Here is a 21,883-nt window from a genome sequence, read left to right as displayed (position 1 = left end):
GGGGCCCTGTCGCCCCTGACGCTTCGCTCCCGGCGCACGCGGCCTCCCACCTTCACGCCCATCCGGGTCGTACAATGGACCCCATGCGTAACGCCCTTGACGAACCCACCGGCCCCTCCGCGCCATCCGGCCCTTCCACCGCATCCTCGACCGGCCTGCTGGAGCGTACTGAGACCCGCAAGGAGCGCACCGACGGTGACGGCGACCGCTTCGCTCACTTCGTGCGCAAGGACAAGGCAAACTCTTCGATGGTGACGGGCCAGCCTGTCGTCGCCCTGTGCGGCAAAGTGTGGATCCCTACCCGCGACGCGTCGCAGTACCCGGTGTGCCCCACCTGCAAGGAGCTGCGTGACTCGATGGGGAAGAACGGGCGCAATTGGCCCTTCTCCGACGGCGGAAAGGGTTCCGACAAGTGAGCGAGACGACCCGGCGCGCACCCGTTGGCAGGCTGCGCGCCTGGCAGGCTGCTGCCTTGGACCGCTACATGGCGTCCTCCCCGCGCGACTTCCTGGCGGTCGCGACCCCGGGCGCGGGTAAGACGACCTTCGCCCTCACGCTTGCGACCGAGCTGATCGCTCGCGGCGTCGTCGATAAACTGACCGTCGTGTGCCCCACCGAGCACCTCAAAGGCCAGTGGGCCTCGAGCGCCGCACGCTTCGGCATCCACATCGACCCCGACTTCACGAACTCGCAGGGCGTGGCCGGTTCCCACTTCGACGGCGTGGCCGTCACCTACGCGCAGATCGGCTCTAATCCGGCGGTCCACGCGGCGCGTACCCGCGCCTATCGCACCCTCGTCATCCTCGACGAGATCCACCACGCCGGCGACTCCCTGTCGTGGGGCAATGGCGTGCGCGAGGCCTTCACGGACGCGACGCGTCGCCTGGCTCTGACGGGTACGCCCTTCCGTTCCGACACGTCGCCGATTCCCTTCGTCACCTACGAGGAGGATGAGGAAGGCATCCGACGCTCGCGTGCCGACTACACCTACGGCTACGGTGACGCCCTCAAGGACGGCGTCGTGCGCCCCGTCCTGTTCATGTCCTACTCGGGACAGATGGCCTGGCGCACCAACGCGGGCGACGAGGTCAGCGCCCGCCTGGGCGAGTCCCTCACCAAGGACATGATGAAGCAGGCCTGGCGCACCGCGCTCGACCCCACAGGCGAGTGGATCCCCGCCGTCCTGCGCGCCGCTGACCTACGCTTGGAGGAGGTGCGCCGCACGGTGCCCGATGCGGGTGGTCTCGTCATCGCCTCGAATCAGGACCATGCGCGTGCCTACGCTCGCCACCTGCGCCTCATCACCGGCAAGGCGCCGACGGTCGTTCTGTCCGACGACGCGGATGCCTCTGATCGTATCTCCGAGTTTGCGGACTCCCCCGACAAGTGGATGGTCGCCGTGCGCATGGTGTCCGAGGGCGTCGACGTCCCCCGCTTGGCTGTCGGCGTCTACGCGACGAACGCCTCCACCCCCCTCTTCTTCGCCCAGGCGATCGGCCGCTACGTGCGTGCGCGTCGCCGCGGCGAAACCGCGACCGTCTTCATCCCCTCCGTCGTGCCGCTGCTGACCCTCGCTGGCGGCATGGAGATCGAGCGCGACCACGCGCTGGACCGTCCCAGGCGCGAGGAAGCCAGCGAAGACGACATGTGGAACCCCGAGGATGCCATGGTTGCGGCCGCGAACCGCGAGGAAAAGGCGTCGTCCGACCTGCTCTCCCAATTCGAGGTCCTGGGTGCCGACGCTGAGTTCGATGGCGTCCTTTTCGACGGTGCCGCGTGGGGTACGGGTGCCGAGGTCGGCTCCGAGGAAGAGCAGGAATACCTCGGCATTCCCGGCCTCCTGGATGCCGATCAGGTGACGACCTTGCTGCGCGCCCGCCAGGCGGGTCAGGTCGCCGCCCAAAAGAAGACCCGCGCCGCTCAGAAAATGCGCGAGGAGAATGCGGGTATTCCCGCCCACAAGCTGCGCGCCGCCAAGCGCAAGGAACTCCAGCACCTGGTTTCCACCTGGTCTCGCCGCTCGGGCGAAACCCATGCGACCATCCATTCGCGCCTGCGCTCGCGCTGCGGCGGCCCCGAGGTCGCCCAGGCCACAACCGAGCAGATCGAAGCGCGTATCGCCCTGCTGCGCGAGTGGTTCGTCGGCCGCCACTGACGCCCCATCGCGCACCCGGGTGCACTGATTCAACGACCGAGCCCTGGCCTCGTCCCTCCCATTGAGAAGGACGAGGCCAGGGCTTCGTCATACGTCGAGCGGGGGTCAGTCGACCTTTTCGTAGCGCGTGGGGATAGCAGCCTCGCCCTCGGACAGGCGCCAGGCCTGGTAGGGAAGCTCGTTGCGGGCGCGCAGGTGGCGCTCCTGGGCGCGCGACAGGGCCTCGGAACCCCAGGCGTCGGCATCGATCTGGCCGCCGCGAACCAGCTGGACCTGCAGCGGACGGGCACCACGCTCGGCCAGGAGAGCCTGGCCCTCCTCGAAGGAGGTGCCGACGAGCAGGAGCTCCTCAGTCGCGTAGCCGTCCTCGCCCAGGACACGACCGGCGACCTTGCGACCGCCGACCGTGGACTTCGACTCGGCCTTCTTGGCGACAAGCACAGTCTCGCCGTTGGAATCCTCACGCTGAACGACCTTGTAGACCAGGGCGGCCGTCGGCACACCCGAACCCGTCACCAGCTTGGTGCCCACGCCGTAGGAATCCACGGGTGCCGCGCCGAGGGCGGCGATCGCGTACTCGTCCAGGTCGGAGGTCACCGTGATCTTGGTCGAGGTGGCACCCATCGCGTCAAGCTGTCCGCGCACCTTGAACGCCTGCGCAACCAGGTCGCCCGAGTCCAGGCGCACCGCGCCCAGCTCGCCGCCCGCAGCGCGCGCGGCCTCAACCGCGTTAATGACGCCCTGCCTGATGTCGTAGGTGTCCACGAGCAGCGTCGTGCCAGCGCCCAGCTTGGCGACCTGGGAATCGAAGGCATCGCGCTCAGTGTCGTGCAGGAGCGTGAACGCGTGGGCGGCCGTGCCGATGCAACGGATCCCGTAGCGCTTGGCCGCCTCGAGGTCGGAGGTCCCCTGGAAGCCACCGATGATGGCGGCACGGGCGGCGGAGACTGCGGCGCGCTCGTGGGCGCGGCGCGCACCCATGTCCATGCAGGGGCGACCGTGGGCCGCGATCGTCATACGCGAGGCCGCCGAGGCCACCGCGCAGTCGTGGTTGAGAATCGACAGGAGCAGCGTCTCCAGGAGCGTGCAGTCCGCGAAGGTGCCCTCAACGGTGAGCAGGGGTGAACCGGGGAAATAGCACTCGCCCTCGGCGTAGCCCCAGATGTCGCCCGAGAAACGCCACGTCGTCAGGAACTGGGCGGCCTCCTCGGAGATGATCCCCTGGTCGCGTAGCCAGTCGATCTGCTCGGCGTCGAACTCGAAGCGCTCGAGGGCCTCGAGAATGCGACCGGTACCGGCCACGACGCCAAAGCGACGCGTGGCGGGCAGGCGGCGCCCGAACAGCTCAAACGTGCAGCGACGATGCGCGGTGCCATCCTTGAGGGCGGCGTCGAGCATCGTGAGCTCGTACATATCAGTCAGCAATGAAGTAGATGTCGATGCAGGCATACTGTGAGCCTACCCTGAGAAGCGTGTCACCGGCACGCGAATTCTCTTCCATGGTCGCTCATTTGGACCTAGGGTTGACATATGAGCATGATCGTCCAACCGGTACCGCGCACGCACGAGGCCTCCACCTCCGTGCCCCGTTGGCGTACCGTCGTATGGGACGACCCGGTCAATCTCATGAGTTACGTCACTGCCGTGTTTCGCGAGTACTTCGGCTACTCCACCTCCCGCGCTGAAGAACTCATGATGGCGGTCCACACGCGCGGGCGGGCGACCGTGTCCACGGGCGTGCGCGAGCGCGTCGAGGCCGACGTTATGGCCATGCACTCCTACGGTCTGCACGCCACCATCGAAGAGGACAGGGACTGACCCCATGGAAGCCTTCGCCTATCGCGACGGCGGCTTCTCCTCATCGATGAGCCGCGGCGAAGCCCTCCTCCTGCGCCAACTCGCCAGCGAGGTCCTCGTGGTCCTCGACGATCCCGGCGACTTCGCCACGACCTCGTCAATGATCAACGCCGCCACCGAAACCGAACAGCGCAGGGAAGCTCCACGCGAGCGCAGCCTGCGCATGCTGCTGCCCTCCATGAGTGACGACGACGAGGACGCTGCGCGGATGCGCGCCCTCACCGAGGACCTGTTGCGCACCGAAAAGTCCGTGCGGCTACGCGCGATGGTGAGCGATCTTGAACACATCACGTACGGGGGTGGAGACACACTCGTGATCCCCCGGAACGGGGTGTGGAAGTGGCTCGCAGCGCTCAACGATATTCGGTTGGGCTTGGCCGGTGAGCTGGAGCTATCCGATCAATCCGACGCGCAGCGCATCGAAGAACTGGCGATGAGTGAGCCGACCGGGGAGCGCGCGCAGACGGTCGCCGCGATCTACATGCTCGTCACGTGGTGGCAGGACTCACTGCTGGACGCCGTGAATAAATCTCAGTAAGGAATAAGGTCGAGTACATGAATAACGCCCCGATCGGAATCTTCGACTCGGGCCTGGGTGGGCTGACGGTAGCCCGTGCGGTCATCGATAAGCTGCCCGACGAAGAGATCATCTACCTGGGCGACACCGAGCACACGCCCTACGGTCCGCGTGCAATCGCGCAGGTGCGCTCGCTGACCCTGTCCGCCCTCGACGAGCTGGCCTCGCGCGGAGTCAAGGCCCTGGTCATTGCCTGCAACACGGCGACGGCCGCCGCGCTTGCGGACGCGCGCGAGCGCTATTGGATCGACGCCGGCATCCCCGTCATTGAGGTCATCACGCCTGCGGCGCGCCAGAGCGTTATCGCCACGCGCAACCATCACGTCGGCGTGATCGGTACGAAGGCGACCATCCAATCCGAGGCGTACCTGCGTGCGCTTGCCGCCGTTCCCGGTCTGACCGTGAGCCAGCAGGCGTGCCCTGCTTTCGTCGAGTTCGTCGAGGCCGGGGTGACCACGGGTGAGGAGATCGAATCCGTTGCCCGCGAGTACCTGACACCGCTGAAGGACGCGGGCGTGGACACCCTGATCCTGGGATGCACGCACTACCCGCTGCTGACGGGCGTTATTGGCCGCGTCATGGGCGAAGGCGTCACGCTGGTGACCTCCTCGGAGGCGACCGCGAACGTCACCTACAACGAACTAGTGGATCGCGGCCTCCTGCACGACCCGTGGCCCGCTGGCAAGGGTCCGCAGCATCAGTTCCTGGCGACGGGCGCGTCGGACACGTTCCCGCTCCTGGCTCGTCGCTTCCTGGGACCCGAGGTGGGCACGGTGTCCCAAGTCAACACCGGTGGGGGAATCGCGTGAAGCTGACCGTTATTGGCGCGACAGGTTCCATGTCGGGCCCGCAGTCTCCCGCGTCTTCCTACCTGGTGCAGGCGCGCGGCGTTGATCCCTTCTCGGGGGTGGAGCGTACCTTTTCGCTCGTGTGCGACATGGGGCCCGGCTCCTTTGGCGCGCTGTGGGTTCACGTGTGCCCGTGCGAGCTGGATGCCCTGGCGCTGTCTCACTGCCATGCCGATCACATGGGCGACATCATCTCGCTGCAGGTGTACCGCAAGTGGGGGCCGGGTTCGTGCGCGATTCGGCCCATGTCCCTGTTCGGGCCGGGCGAGACGCTCCACCGTGTGCGTCAGATCGAGGGCGCACCTGAGGGTGAGTCCTACGAGGGGGAGTTTGCGTTCACGCAGCTTCGCCTGGGCGACACCTACGATGTTGGTCCGATGACGATCCAGCCGTTCCGTGCCCTGCACCCCGTGGAGTCTTTCGGTCTTCGCATCGAGGGCCCGTCGGAGGAGGATCCTGCGCGCCGCGTCGTCCTGTTCTATACGGGTGACACTGACCTGTGCGACACGATTATTGAGGGCGCGCGCGGGGCCGATGTGCTCCTCAGCGAGGTGGGCTTCACCTCGGATGAGACCGAACCCAACATGCATATGGATGGAATCCGCGCGGGCACTCTTGCCACGCGCGCGGGCGTGGGCCGCATGATCGCCACCCACATCCAGCCGTGGACCCCGAAATCCCGGGTGGCCTCGGAGATTCGTCAGACGTGGTCGGGTCCCCTCGACTTCGCAGAAGCGCGGATGGTCGTTTCCTTCTAATTCACCGTCGCCCCGGCCTCGTTCGTACGAGGCCGGGGTCAGGTTGTTGCGCTCAGTCCGCCTGGGTGGCGTAGGAGTTGTGGCGCTGCCATTCAGTGAGGAAGGAGACGACGCGCGCGGGGCCACCGCCCTCGCTCCACCCGTGGTTCTTGTGCCGGAGCAGGATCTTGCGGGTACCCAGCGACGGCAGGGGGGTGATCCGCATACCAGTCCTGTGGGCACCGGCGAGCGCCATTGCCGGTAGGATCGTCGAACCCGCGCGGGCACGCACGAGGGAGCGGGCGGCCTCGTAGGTAGTGTACAGGTGGGGTGCCCAGCTGGTGTCCGGGAACGCCTTGGTGATGCGGCGCATGACGTGGTCTCCGCTGGAACCCGGGCTGACGCGCAGCCACGTCAGGTCTGCGAGGTCCTCAATGGAACGGATCGGGGGAGCGGAATCAGGGGTGACCAACACCCACGGTTCGTCAATGAATGGAATGTCCGTGTATCCGCGTGGGGGCAAACCGGGGTCCTCGTCGCGTTCGATGACGAGGATGTCGAAGCGGCCCGTGCGCAGGGCTGCCATGCCGGGTGTCTCCTCCGTTTCCTCGATACGCAGGTCGATGCCGGGCAGAGCCTCCTCCAAGTCTGGCAGCGCCGGGATCAGGGTGGAGCGGCAGATCGTCAGGAATGCCCCCAGTGTGACCGTGCCTGTCACCTGGCCGGTTAGTGGCCTCAGGGCCTTGAGAGCTTCGGCGATGTCGGCGTTGATGCGTTCGCCGGCCTCGGCGACGATGGTGCCGGCGGGGGTCAGGATTGCCCCGGACGTCGTGCGCTCGACGAGCTTGAGGCCCACTTCTTCCTCAAGCTTTTGGATCTGCTGAGAGACCGCCGAGGGGGAGACCATGAGGATGTCCGCGGCAGCCACGATGCCGCCTTCGCGTGCGACCGACAGGAGGAACGGCAGGCGGCGAGGATCAATGTCCATGAGCACTCCATCGTTAAGTGAAACTGCAAGATAACTATAGAACCATTCAATTGTGCTTGACTACTGGAAGGTGGACAATGAGTGCCATGACCATCTCGCACCTGGCAATCGTGATCTTCGGATGGGTTGGTGCCGCCGCCTCCATCGCCGCCTATTACCTCGTCTCCACCAAGCGCTTCGCTCCCGACTCTCTGCGCTACCACACGTTGAATGCGTCCAGCTGTATCCTCCTGGCCCTGGCCTGCGCATCCACGGGTGCGTGGCCGTCCTTCCTGACCAACGCCATCTTCATCGGCGTCGGATTCACCATGATTTGGCGTGTGCGCGACCGCCTTGCGCGCCGTCTTCTTCAGGTCGTGCGTTTCTTCGACGTGCGGCGATTCCTTCCCCGGCGTCAGCACCTGGCGCGCGCACGCTGATGCGGAGCGTGTGGGGGCGGGCTGGGGTCGCCCCCACACGCGTATGTTCCTTCCGGATTAATTAAGAACTGGATGGGTGAACAGTCAATACTGTGTCAACGTATCCCAAGGAAAAGTCTGTAAGAAACGCTTCACTGAAAAATTAGAGAGAATCGATGGAAAGAGACGAGAAAAAGGGGGATCATAGGAGCACGATGCGGTGACAGATCCATCGCACGGTACTCAAAGAGGAGCACACAATGTCTCGTTTCGTCACATCACTCCTTCAACGCCTCGCCCATCACAGCAGAATGCGCCAACAGCGCAACCCGCTGCAGTACTCGATGGACCGCCCCTTCTTCGGGAACCTCGTCGCCCGCTGATGGAGCGCCCGCCGGGCGTACACAAGTGCCGGACACCCCTTGGGTGCCCGGCACAATCATGTTGGGGGTTAGCCGCGCAGGTACTCCACGATGTGGGGCATGAGCGCGCGGAAGGCGATGCCGCGGTGGCTGATCGCATTCTTCTGCTCGGCGCTCATCTGTGCGGTTGTGACCTCGAAGCCCTCGGGGACGAAGATTGGGTCGTAGCCGAATCCGCCCTCGCCGCGGGGGGAGCGCGTCAGCGTGCCGCGCACCTCGCCGCGCTCGACGAACTCGCGCCCATCCGGCGTTACCAGGACAGCCGCCGACACGAAGGCGGCACCGCGGTGGCGGTCGGGCACGTCGGAGAGCTGATCAAGGAGCAGGCGCAGGTTCGCCTCGTCATCCCCGTGGGAGCCGGACCAACGCGCGGAGAAGATGCCGGGTGCCCCGCCCAGCACGTCCACCGTGATACCGGAGTCGTCGGCGATGGCTGCCAGGCCGGTGGCACGTGCCAACGCGCGGGCCTTGATCAGCGAATTCTCCTCGAAGGTCACTCCGTCCTCGACCGGGGAAGCCACGTCGAAGTCGCTCATGCGCGCCACACAGCCGGCCTCGAAGCCTTCCCACGCGGGGGCCAAGATGGCCTCGAGTTCGCTGACCTTGTGCGCGTTGGAGGTCGCGAAGACCAAGCGCGCGCTCACGGGCGCACCTCGATGCGTTCCATAAGGGGAGCCTCGAGCGCCAGCTTCTGGGCCGCGGCGAGCCGGGCGTTACCCAGCGTCGCCAGGTCGAGGAGTTCGTTCAGCTCGTCGCGGTTGAAGGGCGCGTGCTCGGCGGTGCCCTGTACCTCGATGAAGCGGCCATCGCCTGTCTGGACGACGTTCATATCAGTCTGCGCGCGCACGTCCTCGACGTAGGGCAGGTCCAGCATGGGGGTGCCGTCGATGACGCCCACGGAGATCGCGGAGATCGAGTCAGTGAGGACGGTCGTGGAGGGCTTGAGGATGCCCTGCTCTTTTGCCCAGGTCACCGCGTCGGCCAGGGCCACGTAGGCACCCGTGATCGCCGCGGTGCGGGTGCCGCCGTCGGCGCGCAGGACGTCACAGTCTAGGACGATGGTGTTCTCACCGAGCGCAGACACGTCGACGATGCCACGCAGGGAGCGGCCAATGAGGCGTGAAATCTCCTGGGTACGACCTCCTACCTTGCCCTTGACGGACTCGCGAGAGGAACGCTGTTCGGTGGCGCGCGGGAGCATCGAGTACTCGCCGGTCACCCAGCCCTCGCCGGAGTCACGCTTCCAACGCGGCACGCCCTCAGTGAAAGAGGCGACACACAGGACGCGGGTGTTGCCGAACTCAATGAGAACGGAACCCTCGCCGGTACCCGACCAACCGCGGGTAATGGAGACGGGACGGAGCTGGGACGGGGTGCGCCCATCGGCGCGCAGGGGAGTGTTTGTCATAGTGCCTAGGGTAGCTCACCGCGTTACCGTGGAGTTATGAGTCTTGATCTACCTCTCGTCCGCGGTCACGTCGATCCGGCTGTCGCGCTGCGCGATTCCGTGGCTCCGGCCGCCCTCGTGCGCGCCGGTGAGGCCGATGTCATCGTTGTTGACTCCTCCGGTTTCGTCCTCCTTGACGAGGCCGTGGCATCGTCCTCGGATACGCCGACTTTGCGACGCCTGAGTGGGGACGAGGCCACGCGTGCGCTCGAGGGATCCACGGCCTCGTTCATTGGGGTGGCGGGCGACCGCCCGATTGTTGCGCTCGAGACGAGCCGGGATGAGGCGGATGGCGCCTGGGAGCACCTGCGTGCGGTCGGGTGGAGGCTCGACGGCGACGAAGCCGCCGTGGCCCTGACTGCGGTCGCGCTGGCCGGATGGCATGCCACCTACCATTTTTGCGGGCGATGCGGCTCGCCCGTGTCCCTGGAGTCGGGCGGCTGGGCGGCCCGCTGCGCGGCCTGTGACCGTGTCGAGTACCCCCGCCAGGACCCGGCGATCATCGTCCTCGTCCAGGACCACGACGGGCGCGTGCTGCTGGCGCACAACGCACTGTGGAAGCCGGGTTTCGTCTCGATCATCGCCGGCTACGTCGAGGCTGGGGAATCCCCGGACGTGACGGTCGCGCGTGAGGTAGCCGAGGAGGTTGGCATCGAGATTGAGACGCCCACCTACGTCGCGACCCAGCCCTGGCCCTTCGGGCGCTCGCAGATGATGGGGTACCGTGCCCGCACGCGTCAGCCGCGCCCCACCCCGCAGGCGGACGGCGTCGAGATCGAGTGGGCACGCTTCTACAGCCGCGAGGAGCTGACGCGCACGCTCGAATCCGGGGAGATCAGCGCGCCCGGACGCGCGTCCATCGCCTACGCGCTCCTCGCCGACTGGTATGGCACCGACCTGCCGAGCGGACCGGACGGCGTGGGACGCAACTGAGGGCGGGCAATGGAAGAATGGGGAGCATGAACCCCGAGGAACTGCTCGACGCCCTGGACCCCGATCAGCGCGCCGTCGCCACGCAGGTGGCCGGCCCGCTCGCCGTGCTGGCCGGCGCGGGCACAGGTAAGACGCGGGCGATCACGTACCGCATCGCCTACGGGGCTGCCGTCGGGGCTTTTGACCCCTCCAACGTGCTGGCCGTGACCTTCACGCAGCGCGCCGCCTTCGAGATGCGACACCGCCTGTCCCAGCTGGGGGTTCCCAAGGCGCAGGCACGCACCTTCCACTCCGCGGCGCTGCGCCAGCTGCGCCATTTCTGGCCCACCGTCGTGGGTGGACCCCTGCCCGACGTCGTGCCGCACAAAGCATCCCTTGTCGCCGCCGCAGCAGCCCGCCTCGGCATTGCGTTTGACCGCACGAACGTGCGCGACATCGCCGCCGAGGTCGAATGGGCGAAAGTCTCGATGATCGACGCCGCGCACTACGCCTCGCGCGTGGAACGCCTGGGACGAGACGTACCCGCCGGGCTGGACGCGCTCGACATGGCACGCCTCCTCGACGTGTATGAGGATGCGAAAAACGAACGAGGAGTCATCGACTTTGAGGACATCCTCATCTACCTGTGTGGCATGCTGCAGGAACGCGCCGACGTCGCCTCCATCGTGCGCAAGCAATACCGATCCTTCGTGGTCGATGAGTTTCAGGACGTCAACCTCCTCCAGGCGCGCCTCCTCGACCTGTGGCTGGGTGGTCGCCACGACGTGTGCGTCGTCGGCGACGTCGCGCAGACGATTTACTCCTTCACGGGCGCGTCCCCGGACTATCTGACGGGGTTCGGACGCAAACACCCCGGTGCTCGCATCGTCGAACTGACGCGCGACTACCGCTCCACTCCGCAGATCGTGACCCTGGCCAACGACGTCCTTGCCCGCGCCACCCAGCGCGACGGTACAGTGCGCCTGTCCAGCCAGCGCGACGGGGGAGCGCACGTCGGATACTGCACCTACGAGGACGACCACGCCGAGGCCGAGGGAGTCGCCGCACAGATCGCCGATCTCATCGCCGGCGGCACCCAGCCCCACAACATCGCAGTCCTCATGCGCACCAACGGCCAATCCCAAGCCTTCGAGGAAGCCCTGGGCGCGCGTGGCATTCCCGTGGCCGTCGCCGGAGGAAAACCCTTCTTTGCCCGCGACGACGTGCGCACCGCGATCTCGCGCCTGCGTGCCGCGGCCACAGCCTCGGAAGAGGGAACCGTGGGAGAGGTCGTACGCGAGGTTCTCTCCGGCGTCGGCTGGTCTCCCGAGGCCCCCTCGGCACAAGCGGGTTCTGAGCGCTGGTCGAACATGAACGCTATCGTCGGGTGGGCCGACGACTCACAGGCACCCACGCTGGCCGCCTTCGTCGCCGAACTCGACGAGAGGATCGCCTACCAGGTCGAACCCGACAAGGAAGGCGTCGAGCTGGCCACAATCCACGCCGCCAAGGGCCTCGAGTGGGACGCCGTCTTCCTGGTTGGCCTCTCAGAGGGCCTGCTGCCCATCTCGTACGCGAAAACCCCCGAAGCCCGCGAGGAGGAACGACGCCTGCTGTACGTGGCCGTCACCCGAGCACGCGACCTTCTCACCCTGTCGTGGGCGCGCTCGCGGGGCGCGGATGGGCGGGGCAAGCGCAAGCGCAGTCGCCTCCTGGATGGTATTTGGCCTAAAGAACGGCGCTCCGGATCGTTCGCGCAGGGCGTCGGCGCGCCGAAGAAGAAGGCGCGTCCCTCCACCCGTGCGCTCAACCAGGCTTTCGAGGAGGAGGCCTCGCCCCAGGCCATCGAGCTATTCGGGCGCCTCAAGGCGTGGCGCCTCGAAGTGGCCCGCCTGGCGAGCGTGCCGCCGTACACGGTCTTTACCGATCAGACGCTGCGCGACATCGCCGTTGCGATGCCGAAGAACACGACGCAGCTGCGCGTTATCCGCGGTATCGGAGACGTCAAAGTGCAGCGCTTCGCGGCCCCCGTCCTCGCTCTCGTGCGCGGCGAAGAGGTCACCGTCGAGGAGGGAGCCTGATCTAGCAGGCCAGCCCGCAGATTCCGCACACGCATTCGGGTGCGGGCACGGTGCGCTCGACGGTGATGGTCCCGTCCTCGTCGACGGTGGCGACCTCGGCGCACAGCTGCGCGGTGAGGTCGCCTGAGGCGAAGTCGCGTACCAGGCGCGCTATGCGCAGGGCGGCGGCGTAGTGGGCGAGCATGGATAGGGGGCCGAGGGGCCAATGCATGAGTTCACGCAGATGTGAGAGCCGATAGGGGTCGGCCTCGGCCCGCGCGTGTTCACAACACTGGAAGCAGGGGGTGACGCCCGGGATGACGAAGGGGCCGATCTCATAGGAGTGCTCACCGCGCGTCACTATGAGGTGCGGGACGTCGCGGACTGTCAGGTCGAAGGGGATGCCGGGGTCGACGACGCGGTCGGCGGACACGAGCGCCACATCGACGTCGCCTTGGAGGTGCAGGTGGGGCAGGGGAATCAGGGGCGCTAGATCGCGTCGCAGCGCGCGGGCGCGGGGCGTGCCGGTAAAAGACCCGCCGAAGACCCTGTCCCAGTCCTCGTCCACCTGCTGTTCGGCATCGACCGCCAGGGAGAGGCGCAGCGTATCCACGAGGGAACGCAGTGCGAGGACGGTTCCGGGTGTCGCACCGAGGACCCCCACGCGCAGGAGCACGCGACGGTCCTCATCGTCGATGAGATGAGCGCGGCTGAGCCTGGCGATGAGTTCCGGCGAGGCCTGGGCGGGTTCGGGGGATCGGGGAGAGCGAGCCTGGTTGCTCAGCCAGATCTGGTCGCTTGCGTGCAGGTTCTCCATGAGGACGTGGTGGGTTCGGTCCCCGCCGACTTGGGCGACTCCGGGGCCGCGCCACAGGACCGCCGTATTGGGTGCCAGGTTCATGACGATCTCCTTTGTTTCATGCCTGTTGAGATCATCATGAACCTGTGGGCACCACTGGCGCAGCGTTTTAAAAAATCTGTGGAAAACTTGTCAGATCATTCCGCTTCGCGCTTGTCTGAATCGTCCGGTGAGGTGTCTTCGGACTGGTGCTCCTGATCGCTCGAGCCAGCCTCGTCCCCGGGTTCCAGTCCTTCGGCCCAGCCGAGCGTGCCGTCAAGCAGCGAGGTGAGGGCGGCATCGATATCCGCGTCCTCCTCTGCTGCGGCTCGGCGCAGCGTCAGGAACGTGTCGGGCGTTGCCAACTCAGTGTCGGAGGGCACCATGTCCGGGTGAGACCACAGGGCCTCACGGGCGTCACGCCCACCGTCAGCTTCGACGAGCGAGAAGATCTGCGCGGCTCCGCGTGCCTGGCGCGGGCGCATCTGCAGGCCCATCAGGGTTCCGAGAATTTCCTCCGCGGGACCGCCCGACGCGCGGCGCCGACGCATCATCTCGCGCAGCGCGTCCGCGTGAGGCAGGTAAGGCAGTGTTGCGCGGGCAGTGACGACCTCGACCCAGCCCTCGATGAGAGCCAACATGGTTTCCAAGCGCGTGAGAGCACGGCGCTGATCGGGCGTCATCGACAACGCAAACACGCCGCCGCTGAGCGCCGACTCAACGGACGCGGGGTCCGAGGGATCCACCGAGCGGGCCGCCTCAGAAATAGCCTCCGTGTCGATCGCGATCTGCGACGCGTAGCGCTCGACCGCGCGCACGAGATCACCTTCCAGCCATGGCACGGATGCAAAGAGACGCCGGTGGGCAGCCTCGCGCACAGCCAGGAACTGGCGCACCTCATCGAAGGGCGCGTCCAGGCCGTCGGCGAACTGCGCGACGTTGTGGGGCAGCAGGGCAGCGTGCGAGGTGTCCGACAGGGGGATGCCCGTGTCGTAGGTGCCAAACGACTCGCCGGCCAGGGCGCCCAGGGCGCGCGCGAGCTGCGCGGAGAACATCATCGCCGACAGGCGGGGCATCATCTCCTGCGTCTTGCCGAGCATCGCCGCCATCCCGTCGGGCAAGGGCACGTCACTATCGACGCCGCCCTCGCCGAACTGCTCGGAGAGCGCGCTGGACAGGGCGCGCGACACGTTGAGTGCTATGGGTTCGCAGATGCGCTTCCACGTGGGGATCGTGTGCTCAACCCACGCGACCTTGCTCCACACGTCGCGGGTGACGGGACCGGACGCAAAGTCCGTGACGGCGTCCAGCCACAGGTCAGCGATCGTCATCGCCTGGCGCGCTGCTTCGGCCTCGGTCGCCGTAGGGGCCTGGTCGCCGCTCATGTAGGCGGCCTGCTTGGCGCTGTCTTCCACGACGCGCCAGTTCACCGGCCCGGCCGTCGTGTTCATGAGGAACTGCAACTGACCCAGGGCCGCCTGCATGCGAGCGGGGTCGGAAAACTCGGGAGGCAGGTTCGTCGGATCGAAGCCCTGGGCCTCAAGAGCGCGGGCGGCCTCGGCGGCTGCCTCGTCTCCCAGGATGGAGCGCAGGAAATCCTCAAAGGGGGTGCCAGACTCGTTCTCATTCATGGCCACAGACTAGCGGGCGGGCGTTGATCCGGGCTGACAAAACCCCGCGAAAACGCTAAGAGCATAAGGGGTGGGCGTGCGCGTCAAACGCCGGTGCGACACAATTGCACGGTGAACGAAACCGAGATGACCTCGACACACGACGACGCGCTCGCCCTCCAGGAGGGTGACCGGGAAGAACACGCCCCGCTAGTGAGCTGGCGGCTGGCGACGGCCTTCATCGCTCTGGTTGCGATGGCGGTGATACTCTTCTGGGTGCCCGTCCCCTTCGTGGTCTCCAGCCCCGGGCCGACCTTCAACGTGTTGGGTTCCGCCAATGGTGAACCGATGATCGCCATCGAGGGCACTGACCCCACGACGGGGGAGGAAGTGCAGCTCGACGACGCCCAGTCGGCGTCGGTCACCGCCAAGGCGAAGCCCGGCCAGGGCCAGCTGCGCATGGTCACGGTCTCCGAGGCGGGTGGCCCCGGAAACCGTCTGAACTTCGCTCAGCTGGTGGGCGCTTACTTCGACCCCCACTCTAAGATCACCGACTACGAGTCGGTCTATCCCGCTGGAACCACCCAGGACAAGGTGAGCGACGCGCAGTCCACCATGATGCGTAACTCGCAGACGACCTCCCAGGTCGCGGCCCTCGAGTACCTCGGCTGGGACGTCCCGGCGACTGTGACGATTGCGGGCACGACGGAAGGCTCCAACGCGGAGGGCATCGTCCAGGAAGGCGATATCCTGTTGGCGATCACGACCCCCGACGGCACGCGCCACGACATTACACGCGCCTCCACGCCCTTCACACTCATGCGAACCGTGCCCGCGGGGAGCCTCATGACGGTCACGGTCGAGCGCGATGGCGTCACCCAGGACTTGTCTTTCGACTCGATCGCCGTCTCCGCAACCGAGCCGGGTTCGAAGCTCGGCATCTACCTGACCGTCGACCCCTCCCTGCCCGTTGACATCTCCTTCAACCTGGAAGGCGTGGGCGGCCCGAGCGCCGGCATGATGTTCTCCCTTGGCATCATTGACCGCCTGACTCCGGGCGACATGACCGGGGGCAACGCGATCGCGGGCACCGGCACGATGTCCTTCGACGGCCAGGTCGGCGCAATCGGCGGCATTCAACAGAAACTGTGGGGTGCGCACGACGACGGTGCCCAGTGGTTCCTGGCCCCTGCTGAGAACTGCTCCGAGGTCGTCGGGCATGTCCCGGATGGCCTGAACGTCGTGAAGGTCTCCAACCTGTCCGAGGCCGCCACGGCCGTCGCTACAATCGCGGAAGGTAACGGGGCGACCCTGCCGACCTGTCAGTAACGCTTCCTTCGCTCCCGCCACGTGCGCTGAGGGGAGAACTGAGCCCCGACCTCGTCCCTGTCACCCAAGGAACGAGGCCGGGGCCGCTCTGTGGTCAGGCCTGCTCGTCTGTCACCGGCTCGAGGGACGCGCGCAGAGCATCGACCAGTGCGGGAACCAGGACGGAACCCTGCCCGACCTTATCGTCGGAGTCGAAAGCGCGCGTGCGCAGTGCGCACCACGACTCGCCCGTGCGCATAACGCCTACGGCCAGGCGCACGTCCGTACGCGCGGGGTGGTTCGAAATGAACTCGAGGGCCTCCTCGGGATCCTCGGGGGCCTCATCCTCGACCTCCGGGGGAACCACGATGCGCTCAACCGTGAGCGCGGCACCCGGGACGGCCTCGGGCCACGCCAGATGAGCGAGCACCTGCTCGATGTCGTCGGTGTCCAGATCCTCCTGAATAATCGCGCTCAGGTGATCCTCCGAGCCATCCCACCCGCCGCGGAGCTGCTCCGCGATGTCTGCGGGCAGATTCGGGTCGGCGAGCAGCATCGCCGTGGGAACCAGCGCGTAAATCGACGGCGCATGATCCCACCCGACCCGGGCGGCACCCTTCTCAATATCAACAACCACGTTGGCCAGCGCAATCTGTCGCGCACTCGGCATCATTTCAACTGTCATAAGCCCATAATCTCACGGAGAGCGGACAAAACAGCAACGAAGAACAACGTGCTCGCCGGTAGACTGGGACATAGCTTTCGGTTTAACAGAGAGGATTGCTGTGAGCTTCCCATTTTCGGTCTTCGGATCCGATGAGCCACGCCACCCACGAGGGCCGCGAACGCCACACGTCGAGGTGAAGCTGCGCAAGCCCGGCCCCGGCACGATCACGGTTGGTGCGCTCATCGCCATCATCGGCGTTATCTACGGTGCCTCCATCGTCTGGACGGAGATCCTGTGGTTCCGTCAGATGAGCGCGACTCGCGTCATCCTCACCCAGTGGGGGGCTCACATCGGCCTCTTCGTACTCGGCCTGCTGGTTGCGACCGGCCTGCTGTACTTCTCCATGGCCTACGCCTATCGCCACCGCGCATCCTCTACGCGCGGGCAGGCCTCGGCGTCGCTGCGTGCCTACCAGGAGGCCCTCGAGCCCGTGCGGCGCGCGGCCTTTTGGGGGGTCGCCCTCTTCTTCGGCTTTACGAATGGCGCACGGCTGGCCACCGAGTGGCGTACGCTCCTGCAATTCCTCAACGCCTCTTCCTTCCATCAGGTTGACCCCCAGTTCGGCCTGGACATTTCCTTCTTTGTGTTCGTCCTGCCCGCGATCAAGGTGCTCGTCTCCTTCCTGATGAGCGTCACCGGCATTGGTCTGGCCGCCGCCCTGGTCGTCAACTACCTGTACGGGACGATCCGCCTGGCCCCGCGCCCCCACGCCTCGAAGCACGCGCGCCTGCAGACTGGCCTCATGGCAGCCACCCTGTCCATTTTCATTGGGATCAACTACTGGCTGGGCCGTTACGAGCTGCTCACCCAGGACTCCGGCTCCATCCACGGTGCCATGTACTCCGACATCAACGCCAAGATGCCCGCCCACTCCATCCTGGCGGTTATCTCCTTCCTGGTCGCCGTCCTCTTCGTCGTTGCAGCCTTCCGCGGCACGTGGCGCCTGCCCGTCACCGGCGTGGCCGTCACCGTTGTAGCCGCGCTCATCCTAGGCGGTGCCTATCCCGCCCTCATCGAGCAGTTCCGCGTGCGCCCCAACCAGCGCACCCTCGAATCCCCCTACATCCAGCGCAACATTGACGCGACCCTGGCTGCCTACGGCCTCGACGACGTCGACTACCAGACGAACTACGACGCGGCCACCACGGCCTCGGCCGGCCAATTCGACAACGACACCCTGACCTCTCAGGTGCGCCTGCTCGACCCCAAGGTCATCACGAAGACCGTCCAGCAGCTCCAGCAATCCCGCCTGTACTACGGCTTCAACTCCGGCATGAAGGTCGACCGCTACAACGTGGGCGGCGAGCGCCGCGACACCGTCATCTCGGTGCGCGAACTCAACCTGAACGGCTTGTCCGCCGAGCAGCAGACGTGGGTCAACCAGCACACCGTCTACACGCACGGCTTCGGCGCGGTCGCCGCCTACGGCAACCAGCTGACCAGCGACGGACTGCCCTCCTACTGGGAGCAGTCCGTGCCCTCCGTCGGCGAGATGGGACAATACGAGGAGCGCGTCTACTTCAGCCCGGGTTCTCCCAACTACTCGATCGTCGGTGCGCCCGAAGGCGCGGCTCCCCAGGAACTCGACTACCCGGATGACACCGCCGTCGGCGGCCAGGTCTCCACGACCTTCACCGGCAACGGCGGCCCCTCCGTGGGCAATACCTGGAACAAGCTCCTGTACGCGATCAAGTTCGGCTCCACCGACCTGTTCTTCTCCTCCCAGACGAACGAGGCCTCGCAGATCCTCTACGACCGCGACCCGCTGCTGCGCGTGGCCAAGGTTGCTCCCTACCTGACGCTCGAGCAGTCCGCCTACCCGGCGGTCGTCGATATGGACGGGGACCCCTCGACCGACAAACGCCTCGTGTGGGTGGTCGACGCTTATACGACCACGAACAACTACCCCTACGCCCAGCACGAGTCCCTCTCGGACGCGACCGTGGACTCCCAGTCCACGCAAATGGGCCAGTACGTGCAGAACAACAAGATCAACTACATGCGTAACTCCGTCAAGGCCGTCGTCGATGCCTACGACGGTTCCGTGCGTCTGTTCCGCTGGGACGAGACGGATCCGATCCTGCGTACCTGGGAGAAGATCTACCCCGGCAGCGTCGAACCTATGTCCGCTATCTCCGGCGATCTTATGAGCCACCTGCGCTACCCCGAGGACATGTTCAAGGTCCAGCGCAACCTGCTGGCCACCTACCATGTGACCGACGCGTCCGGCTTCTATTCGGGCGGTGACCGTTGGCGTCTGGCCGAGGAAACCTCGACGTACGGGGATGCCTCCGCTTCCTCATCCTCGCAGCGCGTGGACGCTAACGGCAACCCCGTGTCCGCGCCGACTTCGCTGCAGCCCCCGTACTACCTGACCATGCAGATGCCCGGACAGGAGAGCGCCGAGTTCTCGCTGACCTCCGTGTTCGTGCCCGGTGGCGGCGGTGAGGGCCGTCGCGAGGCCATGGCTGGCTTCCTCGCGGTCGACTCCGAGACGGGCAACACGCCGGGTCAGGTGCGCGAGGGCTACGGCAAGCTGCGCCTGCTCGCGCTGCCCTCGTCGACGACCGTGCCCGGCCCCGGCCAGGTGCAGAACAAGTACGACTCCGACGAGAAGATTGCCACCCAGCTGAACCTGCTTAACCAGGCTGACTCCACGGTCATCCGCGGTAACCTGCTGACCCTGCCGGTGGGCGGCGGCCTGCTCTACGTCCAGCCCGTCTACGTCCAGGGCACCGGATCGGCGTCCTACCCCGTGCTTCGCTCGGTGCTGACAGCGTTCGGCGACAAGGTCGGCTTCGCGCCCACCCTTGAGGAATCGCTGCGCCAGCTGGTCGCCGACGATGGGACTTCCACGACGCCCGCGCCCTCCACGCCGACGGGCGGCGGTGGGGGACAGTCCAGTGCGCCCGCTTCGGGTGATCCTGCGGTGCAACTGAGCCAGGCCGTCACCGATGCTGCGCAGGCGATGCGTGATGCTGACGCCGCGATGAGCAAGTCGGACTGGACCGCCTACGGTGAGGCACAGACTCGCCTGCACGATGCGCTCACGCGCGCTGAGGCCGCGCAGACGGCGCTCGGCACCACTTCGTCAGGTGCCGCGGCGACGCCGAGTCCGACTCCGTCGCCCACAGATGGTGCCGCAACGCCGTCGCCGTCTCCCTCCGCGGAGGCGCAGAGCGGCTCATAGGCCCATGTCTCCTCACCGGCGCGCCCGGCTTCGCACCCTCAGGGGCTGCGGGCCGGGCGCTTGCCGTCGCTAGGATGGAGGGACGAGTTCCCGAGCCTGCAGCGTCGCTCGAGCAATCGGGCGTGACAGAATCACACACGGAAGGATGATCAATGAGTGCGCCTCAGGCGACGTCCAGTGCCGCCGCATCTGGAGACCTAGCTCACGGCTGCTTTGCTTGACCTCGATTAATTCAGGTGGTAAAGTTTTAACCACCGACGCGGGGTGGAGCAGTTCGGTAGCTCGCCGGGCTCATAACCCGGAGGTCGCAGGTTCAAATCCTGTCCCCGCTACCACCAAGAACCCGGTCCCGACAGGGACCGGGTTCTTTATGTTTCAGCACGTATCGTCCAGCGAACGTCTTGACTAGGCGAGTGGCACACGCGATAGAATTGACTGTTCGCCATCAGGAACTGCACTTTCGGGTGCGAGAGGAATACAGATGAGCACCATCGATCCGTCGCAGCTCACTGCTGCTGACATGAGTAACCCGGCGCTGAGCGCTCAGGACCTCGCGGCCATCACGGCCGCGCGTGAAGACCTGCGCCCCTACGTTGCGACTCACCCGTCGCTGTACCCTGCCCTTCAGCAGTGGCTCGCCAGCCAGGGTGTCGTTCCCGCTCAGCCGCCCGCCGCGCAGCCCGCGGCTAAGGCACCCGCCGCCGAGGCCTCGGCTGAGGGACATGAGAACGCGACCGCCGAGGGCACGCATGAGCAGGCAGCCGCTGAACCCGCTGCTGACACGAATACTTCCGCCGCGCAGTCGGATGCGCCTCAGGCTCAGCAGCCCTATGGGCAGCCGCAGTATGGTGCACCCCAGGGCGCTCCTCAGGCTCAGCAGCCCTATGGGCAGCCGCAGTATGGTGCACCCCAGGGCGCTCCTCAGGCCCAGCAGCCATACGGGCAGCAGCCGTATGGCGCTCCCCAGGGACAGCCGCAGTTCGGCGCTCCCCAGGGACAGCCCGGTCAGCAGGGGCCGTCCGCTGGCCAGCAGCTTGGTGCCGCCGCTTCGCAGTTCGGTGCCGCCGCGAATAGCGCGTTCAATCAGTTCCAGAACGCTGTCGTTGCTGAGGCTGGCAAGGTGAGCGGTCGCTCGATTCGCGCGACCTACGCGCTGATCGGCGTTGCTGCTGCGTCGCTGCTTGTGTTTATCTCGATGCTCCTTCCCTATGTCGAGATCTCGTTCTTTGTGACTGAATCGACGTCGCTTCTCGGCGGCGGCGGTTGGTTCCCGGTCGTCTTCCTGCTCCTGCTCCTCGCGAACGTCGGCGTCGGCGTCGCCTACTGGCTGACCAACCAGAAGTGGGCATTCATTTCTGTGGGCGCGGGTTCGCTCGCTCTGGGAATCATCTCGCTTATCGAGACGTTCTACGTCCTCGCCAACGATAACGATCTGATTGACTTCTCGATCGGCTTCTACCTGTTCCCGCTGTTCTCGATTGCTCTGGGTGCGGCTGGCGTGATCCTGCTCCTCGAGCTGAAGGAAGGCAAGGTCGCTCCTTTGAACACGGCACCCGCCATGCTGAACCAGTTCGGCCAGCCGGGCCAGCAGGCCTACCCCGCGCAGCCCGGCTTCCAGGGCCAGCAGCAGTACCCGGGCCAGCAGGCCTACCCCGCGTCGCAGGGCCAGTACGGCGCGCAGCCGCAGCAGGCTCAGCCGGAGCAGTCGGCTCAGAACCAGCAGGGGCAGACGGGCGAACAGCCTCAGAACCCCTACAGCCCTCAGGCGTGACGCTCTGAGTGAAGCCATACGGGGCGGGGTCCGCGGCA

At 66.3% G+C, this 21,883-nt stretch carries 20 protein-coding genes and 1 tRNA gene; 14 read left to right on the top strand and 7 right to left on the bottom strand.

From position 1 onward, the window contains the following. The first annotated feature begins 83 nt into the window (after window positions 1-83). Both HMPREF1136_RS02810 and HMPREF1136_RS02805 read left to right on the top strand, forming a co-directional pair. Window positions 84-416, top strand: coding sequence for a DUF3039 domain-containing protein (locus HMPREF1136_RS02810; protein ID WP_009647810.1), 333 nt, complete (start codon window positions 84-86; stop codon window positions 414-416). Continuing rightward, window positions 413-2,155 (top strand): DEAD/DEAH box helicase, encoded by a 1,743-nt coding sequence (locus tag HMPREF1136_RS02805; RefSeq protein WP_009647804.1) that lies wholly within the window; start codon window positions 413-415, stop codon window positions 2,153-2,155. The genes HMPREF1136_RS02810 and HMPREF1136_RS02805 overlap by 4 nt, the downstream gene beginning before the upstream one ends. Before the next feature lie 105 nt (window positions 2,156-2,260). Here HMPREF1136_RS02805 and HMPREF1136_RS02800 read toward each other — a convergent pair whose 3' ends face one another. Further along, window positions 2,261-3,604 (bottom strand): nicotinate phosphoribosyltransferase, encoded by a 1,344-nt coding sequence (locus HMPREF1136_RS02800; protein ID WP_009647803.1) that lies wholly within the window; start codon window positions 3,602-3,604, stop codon window positions 2,261-2,263. Window positions 3,605-3,685: 81 nt separating this feature from the next. On the opposite strand from HMPREF1136_RS02800, the gene clpS reads away from it, so the two are divergent. Genes clpS through HMPREF1136_RS02780 form a run of 4 tightly spaced genes read left to right on the top strand, consistent with a single transcriptional unit; the run spans window position 3,686 to window position 6,195 of the window. Next, entirely contained in the window at window positions 3,686-3,973 is a 288-nt protein-coding gene (gene clpS, locus HMPREF1136_RS02795; protein ID WP_009647808.1) for an ATP-dependent Clp protease adapter ClpS, read from the top strand. 4 nt (window positions 3,974-3,977) lie between these two features. Then, window positions 3,978-4,550, top strand: a complete 573-nt coding sequence (locus HMPREF1136_RS02790; RefSeq protein WP_009647795.1) for a DUF2017 family protein — start codon at window positions 3,978-3,980, stop codon at window positions 4,548-4,550. A 17-nt stretch (window positions 4,551-4,567) separates the two neighbouring features. After that, on the top strand, window positions 4,568-5,398 hold the full coding sequence (murI, locus tag HMPREF1136_RS02785; protein ID WP_009647792.1) for a glutamate racemase: 831 nt from the start codon (window positions 4,568-4,570) through the stop codon (window positions 5,396-5,398). Next, on the top strand, window positions 5,395-6,195 hold the full coding sequence (locus tag HMPREF1136_RS02780; protein WP_009647793.1) for an MBL fold metallo-hydrolase: 801 nt from the start codon (window positions 5,395-5,397) through the stop codon (window positions 6,193-6,195). The genes murI and HMPREF1136_RS02780 overlap by 4 nt, the downstream gene beginning before the upstream one ends. 52 nt (window positions 6,196-6,247) lie before the next feature. Here the strand turns inward: HMPREF1136_RS02780 and HMPREF1136_RS02775 are convergent, their stop codons facing one another. After that, window positions 6,248-7,162, bottom strand: coding sequence for a LysR family transcriptional regulator (locus HMPREF1136_RS02775; protein WP_009647807.1), 915 nt, complete (start codon window positions 7,160-7,162; stop codon window positions 6,248-6,250). A gap of 86 nt (window positions 7,163-7,248) precedes the next feature. Between HMPREF1136_RS02775 and HMPREF1136_RS02770 the strand changes: the two genes are divergently transcribed. Both HMPREF1136_RS02770 and HMPREF1136_RS11360 read left to right on the top strand, forming a co-directional pair. Beyond that, window positions 7,249-7,581, top strand: coding sequence for a CBU_0592 family membrane protein (locus tag HMPREF1136_RS02770; RefSeq protein ID WP_009647800.1), 333 nt, complete (start codon window positions 7,249-7,251; stop codon window positions 7,579-7,581). 239 nt (window positions 7,582-7,820) lie between these two features. Further along, window positions 7,821-7,943 (top strand): hypothetical protein, encoded by a 123-nt coding sequence (locus tag HMPREF1136_RS11360; RefSeq protein WP_009647796.1) that lies wholly within the window; start codon window positions 7,821-7,823, stop codon window positions 7,941-7,943. Between the two features lie 68 nt (window positions 7,944-8,011). On the opposite strand, the gene rdgB is transcribed toward HMPREF1136_RS11360, so the two are convergent. Both rdgB and rph read right to left on the bottom strand, forming a co-directional pair. After that, window positions 8,012-8,626, bottom strand: coding sequence for an RdgB/HAM1 family non-canonical purine NTP pyrophosphatase (rdgB, locus tag HMPREF1136_RS02765; RefSeq protein WP_009647805.1), 615 nt, complete (start codon window positions 8,624-8,626; stop codon window positions 8,012-8,014). Further along, window positions 8,623-9,390, bottom strand: coding sequence for a ribonuclease PH (gene rph / locus HMPREF1136_RS02760; protein ID WP_009647806.1), 768 nt, complete (start codon window positions 9,388-9,390; stop codon window positions 8,623-8,625). The genes rdgB and rph overlap by 4 nt, the downstream gene beginning before the upstream one ends. A gap of 36 nt (window positions 9,391-9,426) precedes the next feature. Here rph and nudC point away from each other — a divergent pair, with 36 nt between their 5' ends. Further along, window positions 9,427-10,362 (top strand): NAD(+) diphosphatase, encoded by a 936-nt coding sequence (nudC, locus tag HMPREF1136_RS02755; RefSeq protein ID WP_009647799.1) that lies wholly within the window; start codon window positions 9,427-9,429, stop codon window positions 10,360-10,362. A gap of 26 nt (window positions 10,363-10,388) precedes the next feature. Next, window positions 10,389-12,422, top strand: a complete 2,034-nt coding sequence (locus HMPREF1136_RS02750) for an ATP-dependent DNA helicase UvrD2 (RefSeq protein ID WP_009647801.1) — start codon at window positions 10,389-10,391, stop codon at window positions 12,420-12,422. A 1-nt stretch (window position 12,423) separates the two neighbouring features. On the opposite strand, the gene HMPREF1136_RS02745 is transcribed toward HMPREF1136_RS02750, so the two are convergent. Continuing rightward, window positions 12,424-13,302, bottom strand: a complete 879-nt coding sequence (locus HMPREF1136_RS02745) for a hypothetical protein (RefSeq protein ID WP_009647802.1) — start codon at window positions 13,300-13,302, stop codon at window positions 12,424-12,426. A gap of 95 nt (window positions 13,303-13,397) precedes the next feature. Then, a complete protein-coding gene (locus HMPREF1136_RS02740) occupies window positions 13,398-14,870 on the bottom strand; it encodes a zinc-dependent metalloprotease (RefSeq protein ID WP_034504595.1) in 1,473 nt (490 codons plus the stop codon). Between the two features lie 126 nt (window positions 14,871-14,996). Between HMPREF1136_RS02740 and HMPREF1136_RS02735 the strand changes: the two genes are divergently transcribed. Beyond that, window positions 14,997-16,178 (top strand): YlbL family protein, encoded by a 1,182-nt coding sequence (locus tag HMPREF1136_RS02735; RefSeq protein ID WP_009647809.1) that lies wholly within the window; start codon window positions 14,997-14,999, stop codon window positions 16,176-16,178. A gap of 94 nt (window positions 16,179-16,272) precedes the next feature. Here HMPREF1136_RS02735 and HMPREF1136_RS02730 read toward each other — a convergent pair whose 3' ends face one another. Next, on the bottom strand, window positions 16,273-16,842 hold the full coding sequence (locus HMPREF1136_RS02730; protein ID WP_034504592.1) for a PPA1309 family protein: 570 nt from the start codon (window positions 16,840-16,842) through the stop codon (window positions 16,273-16,275). A gap of 175 nt (window positions 16,843-17,017) precedes the next feature. On the opposite strand from HMPREF1136_RS02730, the gene HMPREF1136_RS02725 reads away from it, so the two are divergent. From HMPREF1136_RS02725 to HMPREF1136_RS02715, 3 genes are all read left to right on the top strand, one after another. Beyond that, window positions 17,018-20,074 (top strand): UPF0182 family membrane protein, encoded by a 3,057-nt coding sequence (locus HMPREF1136_RS02725; RefSeq protein WP_009647798.1) that lies wholly within the window; start codon window positions 17,018-17,020, stop codon window positions 20,072-20,074. A 258-nt stretch (window positions 20,075-20,332) separates the two neighbouring features. Next, a tRNA-Met gene (locus tag HMPREF1136_RS02720) sits at window positions 20,333-20,409 on the top strand. 146 nt (window positions 20,410-20,555) lie between these two features. After that, a complete protein-coding gene (locus HMPREF1136_RS02715) occupies window positions 20,556-21,845 on the top strand; it encodes a variant leucine-rich repeat-containing protein (protein ID WP_009647797.1) in 1,290 nt (429 codons plus the stop codon). Window positions 21,846-21,883 lie beyond the last annotated feature (38 nt).

Origin of the sequence: Actinomyces sp. ICM47 (assembly GCF_000278725.1) — a bacterium.
Taxonomy (GTDB): domain Bacteria; phylum Actinomycetota; class Actinomycetes; order Actinomycetales; family Actinomycetaceae; genus Pauljensenia.
Note: the sequence above shows the minus strand (reverse complement) of the source record. Positions and strands in the feature narration are given on the sequence as shown.

Bases quoted from the DNA above. Each gene is read 5' to 3' on its own strand.
- HMPREF1136_RS11360 (WP_009647796.1), top strand. From the start codon at position 7,821: ATGTCTCGTTTCGTCACATCACTCCTTCAACGCCTCGCCCATCACAGC.
- HMPREF1136_RS02770 (WP_009647800.1), top strand. From the start codon at position 7,249: ATGACCATCTCGCACCTGGCAATCGTGATCTTCGGATGGGTTGGTGCC.
- HMPREF1136_RS02740 (WP_034504595.1), bottom strand. From the start codon at position 14,870: ATGAATGAGAACGAGTCTGGCACCCCCTTTGAGGATTTCCTGCGCTCC.
- HMPREF1136_RS02810 (WP_009647810.1), top strand. From the start codon at position 84: ATGCGTAACGCCCTTGACGAACCCACCGGCCCCTCCGCGCCATCCGGC.
- HMPREF1136_RS02750 (WP_009647801.1), top strand. From the start codon at position 10,389: ATGAACCCCGAGGAACTGCTCGACGCCCTGGACCCCGATCAGCGCGCC.
- HMPREF1136_RS02730 (WP_034504592.1), bottom strand. From the start codon at position 16,842: ATGACAGTTGAAATGATGCCGAGTGCGCGACAGATTGCGCTGGCCAAC.
- HMPREF1136_RS02715 (WP_009647797.1), top strand. From the start codon at position 20,556: ATGAGCACCATCGATCCGTCGCAGCTCACTGCTGCTGACATGAGTAAC.
- rph (WP_009647806.1), bottom strand. From the start codon at position 9,390: ATGACAAACACTCCCCTGCGCGCCGATGGGCGCACCCCGTCCCAGCTC.
- nudC (WP_009647799.1), top strand. From the start codon at position 9,427: ATGAGTCTTGATCTACCTCTCGTCCGCGGTCACGTCGATCCGGCTGTC.
- HMPREF1136_RS02790 (WP_009647795.1), top strand. From the start codon at position 3,978: ATGGAAGCCTTCGCCTATCGCGACGGCGGCTTCTCCTCATCGATGAGC.
- clpS (WP_009647808.1), top strand. From the start codon at position 3,686: ATGAGCATGATCGTCCAACCGGTACCGCGCACGCACGAGGCCTCCACC.
- HMPREF1136_RS02745 (WP_009647802.1), bottom strand. From the start codon at position 13,302: ATGAACCTGGCACCCAATACGGCGGTCCTGTGGCGCGGCCCCGGAGTC.
- HMPREF1136_RS02800 (WP_009647803.1), bottom strand. From the start codon at position 3,604: ATGCCTGCATCGACATCTACTTCATTGCTGACTGATATGTACGAGCTC.
- murI (WP_009647792.1), top strand. From the start codon at position 4,568: ATGAATAACGCCCCGATCGGAATCTTCGACTCGGGCCTGGGTGGGCTG.
- HMPREF1136_RS02775 (WP_009647807.1), bottom strand. From the start codon at position 7,162: ATGGACATTGATCCTCGCCGCCTGCCGTTCCTCCTGTCGGTCGCACGC.
- HMPREF1136_RS02735 (WP_009647809.1), top strand. From the start codon at position 14,997: ATGACCTCGACACACGACGACGCGCTCGCCCTCCAGGAGGGTGACCGG.